The 13,542-nt window shown below is 70.6% G+C and carries 13 protein-coding genes and 1 riboswitch; of the genes, 7 read left to right on the forward strand and 6 right to left on the reverse strand.

Annotated features, from left to right (window positions below; translation table 11 throughout):
* Positions 1-3,810, forward strand: a 3,810-nt coding sequence (locus VKG64_05510; protein ID HKB24495.1) for an amino acid adenylation domain-containing protein, incomplete at its 5' end; no start/stop codon positions are given.
* On the forward strand, positions 3,807-4,586 hold the full coding sequence (locus VKG64_05515) for a 4'-phosphopantetheinyl transferase superfamily protein (GenBank protein ID HKB24496.1): 780 nt from the start codon (positions 3,807-3,809) through the stop codon (positions 4,584-4,586). The genes VKG64_05510 and VKG64_05515, both read left to right, overlap by 4 nt.
* Here the strand turns inward: VKG64_05515 and thiC are convergent.
* On the reverse strand, positions 4,571-6,292 hold the full coding sequence (gene thiC / locus VKG64_05520) for a phosphomethylpyrimidine synthase ThiC (protein ID HKB24497.1): 1,722 nt from the start codon (positions 6,290-6,292) through the stop codon (positions 4,571-4,573). The two genes, VKG64_05515 and thiC, sit on opposite strands and share 16 nt — an antisense overlap.
* Positions 6,283-6,392: riboswitch (TPP riboswitch) on the reverse strand. It overlaps the preceding gene by 10 nt.
* A 127-nt stretch (positions 6,393-6,519) precedes the next feature.
* Between thiC and VKG64_05525 the strand changes: the two genes are divergently transcribed.
* The 5 genes from VKG64_05525 (at position 6,520) to VKG64_05545 (ending at position 10,755) form a co-directional block, all read left to right on the forward strand.
* Positions 6,520-7,722 carry an LLM class flavin-dependent oxidoreductase gene (locus tag VKG64_05525; GenBank protein HKB24498.1) on the forward strand — a complete coding sequence of 401 codons (1,203 nt, stop codon included), beginning with the start codon at positions 6,520-6,522 and terminating at the stop codon, positions 7,720-7,722.
* A complete protein-coding gene (locus VKG64_05530) occupies positions 7,719-8,507 on the forward strand; it encodes an alpha/beta fold hydrolase (protein HKB24499.1) in 789 nt (262 codons plus the stop codon). Before VKG64_05525 ends, VKG64_05530 begins: the two co-directional genes overlap by 4 nt.
* Complete coding sequence (locus tag VKG64_05535; GenBank protein HKB24500.1) at positions 8,504-9,289, forward strand: SDR family oxidoreductase; 786 nt, start codon at positions 8,504-8,506, stop codon at positions 9,287-9,289. The genes VKG64_05530 and VKG64_05535 overlap by 4 nt, the downstream gene beginning before the upstream one ends.
* The gene (locus VKG64_05540) at positions 9,286-10,428 is read left to right on the forward strand and encodes an LLM class flavin-dependent oxidoreductase (GenBank protein HKB24501.1); all 1,143 of its coding nucleotides are present in this window, start codon (positions 9,286-9,288) and stop codon (positions 10,426-10,428) included. Before VKG64_05535 ends, VKG64_05540 begins: the two co-directional genes overlap by 4 nt.
* Before the next feature lie 171 nt (positions 10,429-10,599).
* Positions 10,600-10,755, forward strand: coding sequence for a hypothetical protein (locus tag VKG64_05545; GenBank protein HKB24502.1), 156 nt, complete (start codon positions 10,600-10,602; stop codon positions 10,753-10,755).
* Positions 10,756-10,822: 67 nt separating this feature from the next.
* Here VKG64_05545 and VKG64_05550 read toward each other — a convergent pair whose 3' ends face one another.
* From VKG64_05550 to VKG64_05570, 5 genes are read right to left on the reverse strand one after another with little or no spacing between them, the layout of a single operon-like run.
* A complete protein-coding gene (locus VKG64_05550; protein HKB24503.1) occupies positions 10,823-11,473 on the reverse strand; it encodes a haloacid dehalogenase type II in 651 nt (216 codons plus the stop codon).
* On the reverse strand, positions 11,470-12,378 hold the full coding sequence (locus VKG64_05555; GenBank protein HKB24504.1) for a D-alanyl-D-alanine carboxypeptidase family protein: 909 nt from the start codon (positions 12,376-12,378) through the stop codon (positions 11,470-11,472). The genes VKG64_05550 and VKG64_05555 overlap by 4 nt, the downstream gene beginning before the upstream one ends.
* 50 nt (positions 12,379-12,428) lie before the next feature.
* Entirely contained in the window at positions 12,429-12,698 is a 270-nt protein-coding gene (locus VKG64_05560; GenBank protein ID HKB24505.1) for an HU family DNA-binding protein, read from the reverse strand.
* 4 nt (positions 12,699-12,702) lie between these two features.
* Positions 12,703-13,200, reverse strand: coding sequence for a hypothetical protein (locus VKG64_05565; GenBank protein HKB24506.1), 498 nt, complete (start codon positions 13,198-13,200; stop codon positions 12,703-12,705).
* Positions 13,197-13,517 (reverse strand): hypothetical protein, encoded by a 321-nt coding sequence (locus VKG64_05570; GenBank protein ID HKB24507.1) that lies wholly within the window; start codon positions 13,515-13,517, stop codon positions 13,197-13,199. Before VKG64_05570 ends, VKG64_05565 begins: the two co-directional genes overlap by 4 nt.
* Positions 13,518-13,542 lie beyond the last annotated feature (25 nt).

A 13,542-nucleotide genomic window follows, 5' to 3' on the forward strand; every position in this document is an offset into this window, starting at 1 on the left:
GAGCCGATTCAGCTCGTGCACGATCACGTGCCGGTGCTCGTCGAGGAGATCGACGCCTCGGCTTGGAGCGAGGCCGAGCTGAAGGAGCGGCTGGTGCAGAGGGCCCACCGCCCGTTCGATCTGGAGCGCGGACCCATCCTGGGCGTCACCCTGTTCCGCCGCTCGGCGGAGCACCACGTGCTTCTGGTCGCGGTCCACCATATCGCGATCGATTTCTGGTCCTTCGTCGTGCTGATGCAGGACCTGAATCTCCTCTACCCCGCGGAGGTGACGGGCGCGCCCGCGATCCTTCCCCCCGTTCCAATGGACTACACGGATTACGTCGCGTGGCAGGCCGAGATGATGGCGGGGCCCGAAGGCGAGCGGCACTGGGCCTACTGGCGCCAGCAGCTCGCGGGTGAGCTGCCGGTGCTGGACCTTCCGACGGATCGCCCGCGACCTGCGGCCCAGACCTACGCCGGGGCCTCCTATGCGTTCAGGCTGGACACGGCGCTGACCGGAAGGCTCAAGGCGCTCGCGAAGGCCGAGGGCGTGACGGTGTACATGACCGTCCTGGCGGCCTTCCTGATCCTGCTGCACCGCTACACGGAGCAGGACGACATCCTGATCGGCGCTCCCCTGGCCGCACGGACCCGGGCCGAGTTCGAGCCGATCGTGGGATGCGTGACGAACCCCGTCGTCCTGCGCGCGGACCTGTCGGGGAATCCGACCTTCAAGGCGTTCCTTGGCCAGGTGCGCCGGACCGTGCTGGAAGCGCTCGAGCATCAGGATTTTCCCGCGCTGCCTCTGGTCGAACGGCTCCGGCCGCCCCGCGACCCGAGTCGCCCGCGTCTTTACCAGATCATGTTCAACATGGTGCGGACCCACCAGTTCGAGACCGACGTCCTCGCCCAGTTCGCGCTCGGGGATACGGGATTTCGGACGAACCTGGGAGGGCTCGACCTCGAATCCTTCCACCTGGAGTATCGCGTCGCCGTCCTCGATCTGGAGATGACCATCGGCGAGGTCAGCGGGTCCATTTCGGCCCACATGGTCTACAACACGGATCTGTTCGACGCCGCGAGGATCGCCCGTCTGGAAGGACACTTCCGCGCGCTGGTCGAGGGGATCGTCGCCGACCCCGAGCAGCGCATCGGCGAGCTACCGCTCTTGACGGAGACCGAGCGGCGTCAGGCCCTCGTGGATTGGAACGCCACCGCGCTCGACGTCCCGGACGCGGCCACGGTCCACGCGCTGTTCGAGGCTCAGGCCGAGCGGACGCCCGACGCCGTCGCCGTGGTGGACGGAGACGCGAGCCTCACCTACCGGGAGCTGAACCGGCGGGCGAATCAGCTCGCCCACCGTCTCAGGGCGCTCGGAGTCGCGCCGGAGGTGCCGGTCGGGCTCTGCCTGGAGCGCTCCCCGGAGATGGCCGTCGCGCTCCTCGGCATCCTCAAGGCGGGCGGAGCGTACGTCCCGCTCGACCCGGAGTATCCGAAGGAGCGCCTCGAGTTCATGGTCGAGGATGCCCGGCCCCGCGTGCTGGTGACGCAGACGCGTCTGCTCGAGCGGCTGCCCGGGACTCCGGCGACCGCGCTGTGCCTGGATACGGAATCGGCGAGGATCTCCGAGGAGAGCGGCGACAACCCGTCGAGCGGAGCGGGCGGGCCGAGCCTCGCCTACGTGATCTACACGTCGGGCTCGACCGGGAGGCCGAAGGGCGTCCTCGTCACGCACCGGAGCGTGGTCAACCACGCGCTCGCGATGGCGAAGCGATTCGACCTTCGCCCGAGCGACCGGGTCCTTCAGTTCTCGACGCTCAGCTTCGACGCGGCGGTGGAGGAGATCGTCCCCACCTGGCTCACCGGCGCCGCGCTGATCCTCCGCCCCGCCGGCGTGACGGCGGGCGCCGACTTCATTCAATTCATCGAGCGCGGGCGCGTGAGCGTGCTCGATCTGCCAACCGCCTTCTGGCACGCGTGGGTCACCGAGCTCGCCGTTTCCGGCGCTTCCCTTCCCGCCTCGCTCCGCCTGGTGGTCGTTGGCGGCGAGAAGGCCTCGGCCGAACGCCTGGCGACCTGGCGCCGACTGAAGGGGAACCGGATCCGCTGGATCAACACCTACGGCCCGACCGAGACGACGGTCACGGCGACGCTCTACGAACCCCCGATGGATGCCCTCAGCGGCGCGACCATGGCCGGGATCCCAATCGGGCGCCCGATCGCGAACACCCGGGTTTATCTCCTCGACCGCCATCGCCGGCCTGTGCCTGTCGGCGTGACCGGTGAGATCTACATCGGAGGCGCCGGAGTCGCCCGGGGCTATTTGAATCAGCCCGCGCTGACGGCCGAACGGTTCGTCCCCGATCCCTTCACCAAGAATCCCGAGGCGCGTCTCTTCCGGACGGGGGACCTGGCGCGCCATCGACCCGACGGGGAGATCGAATTCATCGGGCGCAACGACCGCCAGGCGAAGATCCGGGGCTTTCGCGTCGAGCCCGGCGAGATCGAGGCGGCGCTCGCCGAGCATCCTGGCGTCGAGCAAGTCGTGGTCGTGGCGCGCATGGGCCCCGAGGCCGATACGCGGCTCGTCGCCTACGTCGTCACGGCGCCGGAGGCGTCACCCTCGGCCCGCGAGCTGCGCGGGTTCCTCGGACGGAAGCTGCCCGAGTACATGGTGCCGTCCGTCTTCGCGTTCGTCGCCACGCTGCCGCTCACGCCGAGCGGCAAGATCGACCTGGCCGCCCTGCCCGAGCCCGGCAGACCTGATCGCGAGGATACGTACGTGGCCCCACGGAACGCCGCGGAAGAGACGCTCGCGGGAATCTTCGCCCAGCTCCTCGGGGTCGAACGGGTCGGCGTCCACGACGACTACTTCGATCTCGGCGGGCACTCGCTGCTGGCCATCCAGCTCATGGCCCGGGTCAAAGCCGCATTCGACGTGGAGCTCCCGCTGCGCGCCCTGTTCGAGACGCCGACCGTGGCCGGCCTGGCCTCCCGCGTCGAGGCCGCGCGGCGGTCCGCGCCGAGTCCGGCGGCGACACCGTTGGTGGCCATTCAGCCGAAGGGCGCGCGGCCCCCGCTCTTCTGCGTGCATCCCCTCGGCGGGAGCGTCCTCTGCTACGTCGGCCTGGCGCGTCAACTCGGTGCGGATCAGCCGGTGTACGGGCTCGAAGCGCCGAACCTCGAGGGAGACCAGGAGCCGCCGGCGAATATCACCGACATGGCAGCCCGCTACGTCGACGCGATCAGGGCGCGCCAGCCGCACGGACCCTATCACCTGGCCGGGTGGTCGTTCGGAGGTCTCGTCGCCTTCGAGATGGCGCGTCAGCTGGTGGCCGAGGGTGACGAGGTGGCGCTGCTCGCCCTGCTCGACACCTCGGCTCCGACGGCCGTTGCGCGCGCCGCGCACGGCGACGAGAGAAATCTGCCGGCGTTTCGCGAGGGTCTGGACCGGTTGGACTCCGAGGAGCAGCTGGGGCGCTTCATGACCACGGTCATGGGGCTCGACGCCGTCCCGGAGGATCTCGGGCTTCCGGAGATCGGCCGGGCGCGGCGACTGTGGTCGGCCAACCTCCGAGCGACGCTAAGCTACGAGCCCGAGGTGTTCCCGCATCGCATCACGCTGTTTCGGGCCGCTCACGGGCGACCGAAAGACCCCACGCTGGGATGGGCCGATTTCATGTCCGCGCCCGTCGAGGTCCACGAGGTTCCCGGCGATCACTACACGATGCTGGCCCAGCCCCATGTCGGGGTGCTGGCCGCCCGGCTGCGAGACGGCCTCCGTCGCGCCCAGGGGACCGGCGACTCGAGCCGCCGGGAGGAGACGTGAGCCTCACGCGCTCTGTGGCGACCGCCCACGATGGATCGTGGTCATCGCCGCCCGCGTCGCCCGTCCTGGCGGACGACGCGATCCACGTCTGGCGCGCCGAGCTCGAGCCGCCGCCCTGGCGGCATGCCCAGCTCGCCGCCACGCTCTCGAGCGACGAACGTGGGCGGGCGGAACGATTCCGCCTCGAGGACGATCGGCGACGGTTCGTCGTCGCCCGGGGGCTCCTCAGGGCGATCCTCGGGCGCTACCTGGACGTCGACCCGGGTCGGCTCGAGTTCGCGTATGGGCCGCGGGGCAAGCCGGCACTCGCCGAGCCCTTGAGCGGACACGGGCTCAGCTTCAGCGTGGCTCACTCGCGCGGCCTCGCGCTCTATGCCCTGGCCCGTCACAGCGCTCTCGGCGTCGATCTCGAGTGCGTTCGCGCCGATATCGACGCCGAGGCCGTCGCGGCGCGCTCGTTCTCAGCGCGAGAGCAGAGCGCCCTGCGATCGCTATCGGCGGCGGCGCGGCTCCACGCATTCTTCAACGGCTGGACCCGCAAAGAAGCGTATCTGAAGGCGGTCGGTGAAGGTCTCAGTGAGCGCCTGAACAGCGTGGAGGTCTCGCTGGCCCCGGGGGCGCCGCCCGAGTTCCTGGGCATCGCGGGGAATGCCGAGGAAGCCGCCTGGTGGTCCCTCGTCGAGCTGACACCCGCGCCCGGGTACGTCGGCGCGCTCGCGGCGGAAGGCCGCGGCTGGACGCTCTCCTGCTTCGGCGACCCTCAGGACGGCCGGTAGATCTCGCCGCCGCTCTTCCTGAACTCCTCGGCCTTCTCCCTGAGCCCCTGCACGAGCGCGGCGGTCTCCTCGGCGATCCCGTGCTTGGCCGCGTAATCCCGCACGTCCTGCGTGATCTTCATCGAGCAGAAGTGCGGGCCGCACATCGAGCAGAAGTGGGCGAGCTTCGCGCCTTCGGCCGGCAGCGTCTCGTCGTGGAACTCGCGCGCGGTCTCCGGGTCGAGCGAGAGGTTGAACTGGTCCTCCCAGCGGAACTCGAAGCGCGCCTTTGAGAGCGCGTCGTCCCATTCGCGGGCGCCCGGGTGGCCCTTCGCAAGATCGGCCGCGTGGGCGGCGATCTTGTAGGCGATGACGCCGTCCTTCACGTCCTTCTTGTTCGGGAGTCCCAGGTGCTCCTTCGGGGTCACGTAGCAGAGCATCGCCGTGCCGAACCAGCCGATCATCGCGGCACCGATCGCCGAGGTGATGTGGTCGTAGCCGGGCGCCACGTCGGTCGTGAGCGGGCCGAGCGTGTAGAAGGGCGCCTCGTGACAGACCGCGAGCTGGCGGTCCATGTTCTCCTTGATCAGGTGCATCGGCACGTGGCCGGGCCCCTCGATCATCACCTGCGTGTCGTGCTCCCAGGCGATCTTGGTGAGTTCGCCGAGGGTTTCGAGTTCAGCAAATTGAGCCTCATCATTTGCATCAGCAGTGCAACCGGGTCGCAGGCCGTCGCCCAGCGAGAAGGCGGTATCGTAGGCGGCCATGATCTCGCAGATGTCTTTGAAATGCGTGTAGAGGAAGCTCTCCCGGTGGTGGGCCAGGCACCACTTGGCCATGATCGAGCCGCCGCGCGAGACGATGCCGGTGACGCGCTTGGCGGTGAGCGGGATGTAGCGTAGGAGCACGCCCGCGTGGATCGTGAAGTAGTCCACGCCCTGCTCGGCCTGCTCGATGAGCGTGTCGCGGTAGACGTCCCAGGTGAGGTCCTCGGCCTTGCCGCCGACCTTCTCGAGCGCCTGGTAGATCGGCACGGTGCCGATCGGCACGGGCGAGTTCCGGAGGATCCACTCGCGGGTCTCGTGGATGTTCTTGCCCGTCGAGAGGTCCATGACGGTGTCCGCGCCCCAGCGCGTGGCCCACGTCATCTTCTCGACCTCCTCCTCGATCGAGGAGGCGACGGCCGAGTTGCCGATGTTGGCGTTGATCTTCACGAGGAACCGCCGGCCGATGATCATCGGCTCGGTCTCGGGGTGGTTCACGTTCGCCGGGAGGATCGCGCGCCCGCGCGCGATCTCGTCACGCACGACCTCGGGCGCGACGCCCTCGCGCAGGGCGACGAACTCCATCTCGGGCGTGACTTCGCCGCGGCGCGCGTAGTGCATCTGGGTGACGCGGCGGCCGGACCGGGCGCGGAGCGGACGGCGCACGCTCGCGAACCGGACGCCCCCGAGCGCCGGGTCCTCTTCGCGCTTCTTCCGGTAGGCCGACGTCGGGCCCGACAGCTCCTCGACGTCGCCGCGCCCCGCGATCCAGGCGAGCCGGAGCGGCGGCAGGCCGCGCTTCAAGTCGATGTCGGCGCCGGGGTCGGTGTAAAGGCCGCTCGTGTCGTAGAGACGGAGCGGCGGCTCGGCGCCCGTGAGATGGATCGCGCGCATCGGCACGCGGATGTCCGCGCGCGAGCCGGAGATGTAGAGCTTGTGCGATGCCGGGTTCGACTGCGCCATCGGGGCCTCCCTACGCTGGTATTACCCAGGTCAGGTTGTTGCGGTCGGCGGCTCCGGCCGCCCTCTCAGCCCGGTTCCCCGAGCTCCCGCGTTATGGAAACGAACTGACGTCTTGGAGGGTACGTCGGACGACGCGAGCGGTCAAGCTCACGCCGGCAGGTACTCGCGGAGCCGCCGCTAGCCCCCCTCCGGCGGCGTGGTATCATCGTCCCCGCGACGGGGACGCCATGAAAATCTGCATGTTCCACTTGATGCCGTACCGGTTCCTCCCGCCCGACTTCGAGGATCGCTACCGCTCGGTCTGGGTCGACGTCCCGCACGAGCTGCACGACGCGCGGAAGACGGGTGAGCTCTACAACGAGTTCCTCGACGAGCTCGAGTTCGCGGAGCGGGTGGGCCTCGACGGTCTGTGCGTGAACGAGCATCACAACAACGCCTACGGGCTCATGCCGTCGCCGAACCTCATGGCGGCGGCGCTCACGCGCCGCACCTCGCGCGCCGCGATCATCGTCCTCGGCAACAGCCTCGCGGCGTACAATCCGCCGCTCCGCGTCGCCGAGGAGTTCGCGATGCTCGATTGCATGTCGGGCGGCCGGCTCGTCGCGGGCTTTCCCGTCGGCACGCCGATGGACATGAACTTCGCCTACGGCATCGACCCGGCGACGGTGCGCGAGCGCTACTACGAGGCGCACGACCTCGTGATCCAGGCCTGGACCCGTCCCGAGGTCTTCGCGTTCAACGGCAAGTACACGCAGGTCCGATACGTGAACATCTGGCCCCAGCCGCTCCAGAAGCCCCGTCCACCCGTCTGGATTCCCGGCGGCGGGAGTCTCGAGACGTTCGATTGGACGGCGAAGCTCGACTACGTCTACTGCTACCTCTCGTACTACGGCTACAAGCGCGGCAAGGGCATCATGGACAGCTTCTGGCAGACGATCGAGGGGCTCGGCGTGGACGACAACCCGTATCGGGCCGGGTTCCTGCAGCTGGTCTGCGTGGCGGACACCGACGCGGAAGCGGAACGGCTCTACTTCCCGCACGTGCACTATTTCTATCAGAAGTGCCTGAACGTCTGGGAGGGCTGGGCCGAGCCGCCGGGCTACCGGACGCCGAAGACGATCAAGGCGGGCGTGCGCGCGCAGTTCGGCGCCAAGGCCAAGCAGATCCGCTCGCAGATGGACTGGGCGAAATACCTCGACAACGGCTACGTGATCGCCGGCAGCCCCAGCAGCGTGCGCGACCAGCTCCTCGACTGCGTGAAGGGCCTGCGGATCGGCCACCTCATGGTGCTCCTGCAGATCGGCTCGATGCCGAAGGACCTGGCGCTCCGGAACATCCAGCAGTTCGCCCGCGACGTGATGCCCCACATGCGCGACGTGTGGCCCGCGTACACGGACCGCTGGTGGCCCGCGGGCGTGACCACGGCATGACCCCGGACACGACGACGGTCGCGCTCTGGGACGGCGCCGTCACCGTGCGCGTCCTCTTCGGCGGGCGCGGCGCGCCGCTCGTGTATTTCCACTCGTTCCACGAGCGCGAGCCGTGGTCGCCGCTCCTCGACCGCCTCGCGGGGGCGTTCACCGTCTACGCGCCGCTCCACCCGGGCGCGCCCGGCTCGACGGGAATCGAGACGGTCGACGACGTCCACGACCTGACGCTCGTCTACGAGGAGCTGCTCGACGCGCTCGGGCTGCCGGCGCCCCACCTCGTGGGCCACTTCTTCGGGGGGATGGTCGCCGCCGAGCTCGCGGCCGTCTTTCCGCGCCGCGTGCGCCGGCTCGTCCTCGTGTCCCCGCTCGGGCTCTGGCTCGACGCGGCGCCGAGCGCGGACCTCCTGATCCTCCCCGTCGAGGACCTGCTGGAGACGATGTGGGCGGATCCGACGTCGCCGGCCGCGCGGGCGTGGGCCGGCTCGCCCGAAGCCGATCCCGAGAACGTCCCCGCGCTCGCCGGGTCGCTCCAGCGGCGGGCCGCGATGGCGAAGTTCGTCTGGCCGATCCCCGACAAGGGGCTCCGGAAGCGGCTGCACCGGATCGCGGCGCCGACGCTCATCCTCTGGGGCGACGCCGACCGCGCGAACCCGGTCGTCTACGCGGAGGAGTGGCAGCGGCGCATCAAGGGCGCGGCCCTCCGCCTGGTGCCGGGCGGCCACATGGTGCTCCACGAGGCGCCCGACGTCGCGGGTGCCGCGATCGCGGAGTTCCTGCGCGCATGACCCTCGTCGCGGGCAGCGCGTTCGTCACCGGCGGCGGCTCGGGGATCGGCCGCGCGATCGCGGTGGCGCTCGCCGCGGCGGGCGCGCCCGTGGCGGTCTTCGACCTCCTCGCCGACGGCGGCAAGGACACCGTCCAGGCGATCGAGGCCAAGGGCGGCCGGGCGTGCTTCATCGCCGGCGACGCGAGCCGCTGGGCCGACGTGGACGGCGCCGTGACGGCCGCGGTCGCCCGGCTCGGCCCGCTCGCGATCATGGTCAACGCGGCCGGGATCCTCGACGGCTACGCGCCCGCCGACGAGCTCGCGCCCGCGGTCTTCGAGCGCGTCGTCGCGATCAACCTCACGGGCACGTTCCACGGCTGCAAGCGCGGGCTGGCGGACATGCTGCCCCAGAGCAGGGGGCGCATCATAAATCTCGCCTCCGTCGCGGGCCTGATCGGTGACGGCGGCGGCCCCGCCTACGTGGCGTCGAAGCACGGCGTCGTCGGCCTCACGCGGCAGCTCGCGGCCGCGTACGCGGCCCGCGGGGTCACGGTCAACGCGATCTGCCCGGGCCCGATCCAGACCGCCCTGCGCGCGAACTCGACCCGCATCCTCGGCAGGGACGCGCCCGAGATGCGCGGCATCGGCGGCGACGACGCCGCGGTGCGCGCGATCGTTCCCGCCGGGCGGCGCGGCACGGTGGAGGAGATCGCCGCGGCGGCCTCGTACCTCGCGAGCGCGGAGGCCGCCTACGTCACGGGACACACGCTCGTCATCGATGGAGGGTGGACGGCGCGATGATCAAACGATTCCATGTGCTCTACGTCGGCCAGGTCGAGCTGGAGAACATCGGGCTGCGGGGGACGCCGGCCGACGCCCGCCGCTACGACAACGACACGCTGAGCGCGCCGTTCTTCGCCGCGCGCGACGTCGCCCAGGCGATGGACGAGATGGGGTATTACGCGCTGTGGACGGCGGAGCACCACTTCCAGCGCGAGGGCTACGAGTGCTTCCCGAACCTCATCCAGCTCTCGCTCTGGCTCGCCACGCAGACGCGGCGCCTCAAGCTCGGCTGCGCCTTCAACGTGGTTCCGATGTGGCACCCCATCCGCCTCGCCGAGGACTACGCGATGGCGGACATCGTCACCGACGGCCGCGTGATCATGGGCGTCGGGCGCGGCTACCACTCGCGTGAGGTGGAGACGTTCGGCGCGCCCGTCATCGACCAGGCGGCGAACCGGGAGCTGTTCGAGGAGCAGATCGACCTCCTGCTCAAGTGCTTCAACGCGGAGGCGTTCGGCCACCACGGCAAGCGCTACGACTGCCCGCCGCCCGTCGAGTACCGCGGCTACCAGCTCAGCGAGATCACCTGCGTGCCGCGGCCGAAGCACCTGCCCGTCGAGATCTGGATGCCGATCGCGAGCGCCAAGTCAATCGACTACATGGCGAGCAAGAACTTCAAGGCCATGGTGACCCTCAACGGCGAGAAGATCCTCGACGACGTGGTGAAGGCCTACCGCGACGCCTGCGCGAAGCACGGCCGCCGGAAGCAGCTCGGCGAGGACATGATCTGGGGCGCCGGGCTCTACCTCGCCGACACGCCCGAGGAGGCCAAGCGTCGCGTCGAGCCCTCGCACGACGAGCGCTACAAGTGGTTCGCGCCCTTCGGCTTCGTGCGCTACGCCGACGCGCAGGGCCGCACGTGGGGCACGCCGGGCGCGCCCGCGCGGGTGCCCTCGCTCGCCGACGGCATCCAGCAGAAGGCGTGGTTCTGCGGCCCGCCGTCGCACGTCATCGCGGGCATCAAGTCCATCGAGGCGAAGTATCCCGGGCTCGAGGACTTCATGGTCCACTGGGCGGAGGGACTCTCGCCGAAGGAGTTCAAGGAACAGCTCCGCTGGTTCGCGCGCGACGTGATGCCCGCGTTCGTCACGCGCTGAGCGCGCCCGCGGCCGCGCCGCGTGGCCCTATACCCTCATGGGGTATTTCCCGGACGCGGGAATACCCCCAAGCGATGGTATTTTTCCCTTGCCTCCCCTCGTACATGTGGTAGTAATACCCCCTGGGGACGTCGACCGGACGATGCCCGACCACCAAAGGAGGAGGAGGACATGGCGAAGAAGCCGGCGTTCGGGGGCTACCACATCAGCTTCAAGGGGTGCAAGGACTCGGTGGAGAAGGTCTTCGGGAGCGGCCCGATCGGGCCGTCCGTGATGACCAAGAAGCTCTGGGCCTACGTCAAGCGGAAGAGGCTCGGCAAGCGGTAGCCGGACGCCCTCTCAGCGCCTCGGGCGGCTCGCGTTCGGCGAGCCGCCTTTGTTTTCGGGCGAGGGCCTAGAGCGGAAGCTCCGCGAGGCTCGGGACGACGACGTCCGCCCGGAGACCCAGCTCCTCCTCCGGCGCGCCCTGCCGGTTGCACCACGCCACCCGATAGCCGAACGCCTTCGCCCCCGCGACGTCCCACGCGTTCGACGAGACGAAGAGGAGCTCGCCGGCGGGGATGCCGAGCGCGCGCGGCCCGAGCGCGTAGACCTCGGGCGCGGGCTTGTACGTCTGCACCGCGTCCACGGAGAGCACGTGCTCCAGGTGGCGGTGGAGGCCGCTCGAGCGCACCGCGGCCTCGAGCATGCGCGGTGAGCCGTTCGAGAGGATCGCGCGCGGGCGTCCCGCCAGCCGCTCGAGCGCCGGCTTCGCGTCGGGAAAGCACGCGAGCGTGAGGTAGGCGTCCATGAGCCGCCGCACGTCGGCCTCGTCCGCGCGGAGCCCGAGACGCCGGATCGCCCAGCGGAGCGCGGCCTCGGTCACCACCTCGAAGTCCGCGTAGCGCCCCATGAGCGCCCGGAGCCACGTGTACTCGAGCTGCTTCTGGCGCCACGCCGCCGAGAGCGCCGCCGGATCGCGCGTGATCGCGCGGCCCGCGTCCACGACCCCGTGCACGTCGAAGAGCGTGCCGTAGGCGTCGAAGACGTAGCCGCGGAGGGTCACCGCGCGGCGGCGGCGCGCCGGGTGCGGACGGGCTTCTTCGGCTCGGGGTCCGGCGCGGGCTCGAGCCCCGTCTCGACGAAGGCGTGGTGCAGGAGCTTCTTCGCGTCGAGGAACGAGAGCGCGCGCGTGCGCGCGCCGAGGACGATCATGACGAACTGCTGGCGGCCGCGCCACACCGCGACCGCGAGGTTGTAGCCCGCCTCGCGCGTGAAGCCGGTCTTGAGGGCCTGGACGCCGCCCGGGTCGTTGAAGAGCGGGATGTGCCGCGCGTAGACGCGGCCGTTGAAGACGAACGTCTGGCCGCCGAGCAGGAGCCGGGCGTCCGGATGGTCGTGGAGCAGGCGCGTGGTGAGCGTGGCCAAGTCGCGCGCGTTGCTGTGCTGGGACGGGTCAGGGAGCCCGTGCGCGTTCGCGAAGCGCGTGCCCGCGAGGCCGAACTCGCGCGCCTTCGCGTTCATGCGCTCGACGAACGAGGCCTCGTCGCCCGCGAGACGCTCGGCGAGCGCGGTGGCCGCGTCGTTCGCCGACGCGATCGCGACGCCCTCGAGGAGGACGCGCAGCCGCACCCACCCGCCCGGGTGGAGACCCATGCGGTACTTGGGCGTCAGTGCGGCGTAGTGGCTCACCTGGACCGGCTCCTCGATGTCCAGCTTGCCGCGCTCGAGGTCCTCGTACGCGAGGTAGAGCGTCATGAGCTTGACGAGGCTCGCGGGCGGACGCTCGTCCTCGGCGTTCTTCGCGAACAGCACGCGCCCCTCGGGATCGACGACGAGCGCCGCCTCGGCGCTGAGCGCGCCCGGGGGGCCGTTGAGCCCGGCTCCGGGAATGCTCTGCGCGGAGGCGGGACGGGAGAGGAGCAGGGCGGCGAGCGCGGCCAGGACGGCGACGGGACGGGTCGGATGCACTGGACGCCATTCTAGCCAGCGGCCGGAGCCGCGGGCAAGAAGAAACCCGCTCAGCGGACGGCCTGCTTCAGCTCTTTCGACGGCTTGAAGCGTGGCACGCGGCCTCCGACGGTGACGGACTGGCCGGTTCGTGGGTTCTTCATCGTGCGCGGCTTCCGGCGCGCGACGGAGAAGGTGCCGAAGCCGACAAGCGTGACGGAGTCTCCGCGCTTGAGCGCGGCGCGCACGCCCGCGAGCATGGCGCGCACGGCACGCTCGGTCGCCGCCTTCGGCCAGCCCGCGGCCTCCGCCATCCGCACGACGAGATCCGCCTTGGTCATCGGGCTACATGCCGAACGTGGCGCGCGCTTCGTCCATCACCGCCTCGGTGATGGACGCGTAGCCGCGGTCCTCGGCGAAGCGCTCGATCGCGCGCCGGGCCATCGGGCGGATGAACGACGGGATGCGCTCGAGGCGCGCGGCGGCCTCCGGGCTCCACGCGGCGCCCGCGGGGGCCACCGCGGCGCCCTCGTTCACCATCGCGGCGAACGGGCAGCCCGGGCCGTCGCCGCCGGCACCGCCCGCCGGCGTGCCCTCGAAGGCGTCGGGGCGCGCGTTCGCGAGCGAGCTCCGCAGGTGCTCGAAGGGCTCGGCGGGCGTGTCGCGGCCGCCGACCTTGACGCCGAGGCTCCGCACCATCTGCGTCTCGAACGGGTTCGTCAGCATCGCGACGCGGAAGCCGCACTCCGGGCAGCGGAAGGTGACGCTCAGCGAGCCCTCGTCGGGGCCCTCGGTGGAGTGGAGCTTCATCGGCTGGTCGCAGTCGAGGCAGAGGAACTTCATGACCGCGTCATTCTAGCAGAACCGGGGCGGACGCGCGGCCACGCGCGCCGCGCGGCGGACGTCTGCATGAGCGCGACGGCGGCCGCGGCAAACGCGAGCGCCGCCCAGTGGCGCCCCACGAGACCGCGCAGCGCGACGACGGAGAAGAACACGTAGGCGGCGAAGCGCGCGCGGGAACGGCGGCGCCAGAGCAGGACGGCGATCACGGGCGCGGCGAGTCCCGAGACCCACCAGCGCGCCGCGCCGAGCGCGACGCCGGCGTAGACGAGGAGCGCCAGGGGCAGGAGGACGGCGACGGGCGGGCGCGGCTCGCTCACAGCGGGAAGATATGTTAGCGTGATG

Source organism: Candidatus Methylomirabilota bacterium (assembly GCA_035260325.1).
GTDB lineage: Bacteria > Methylomirabilota > Methylomirabilia > Rokubacteriales > CSP1-6 > AR19.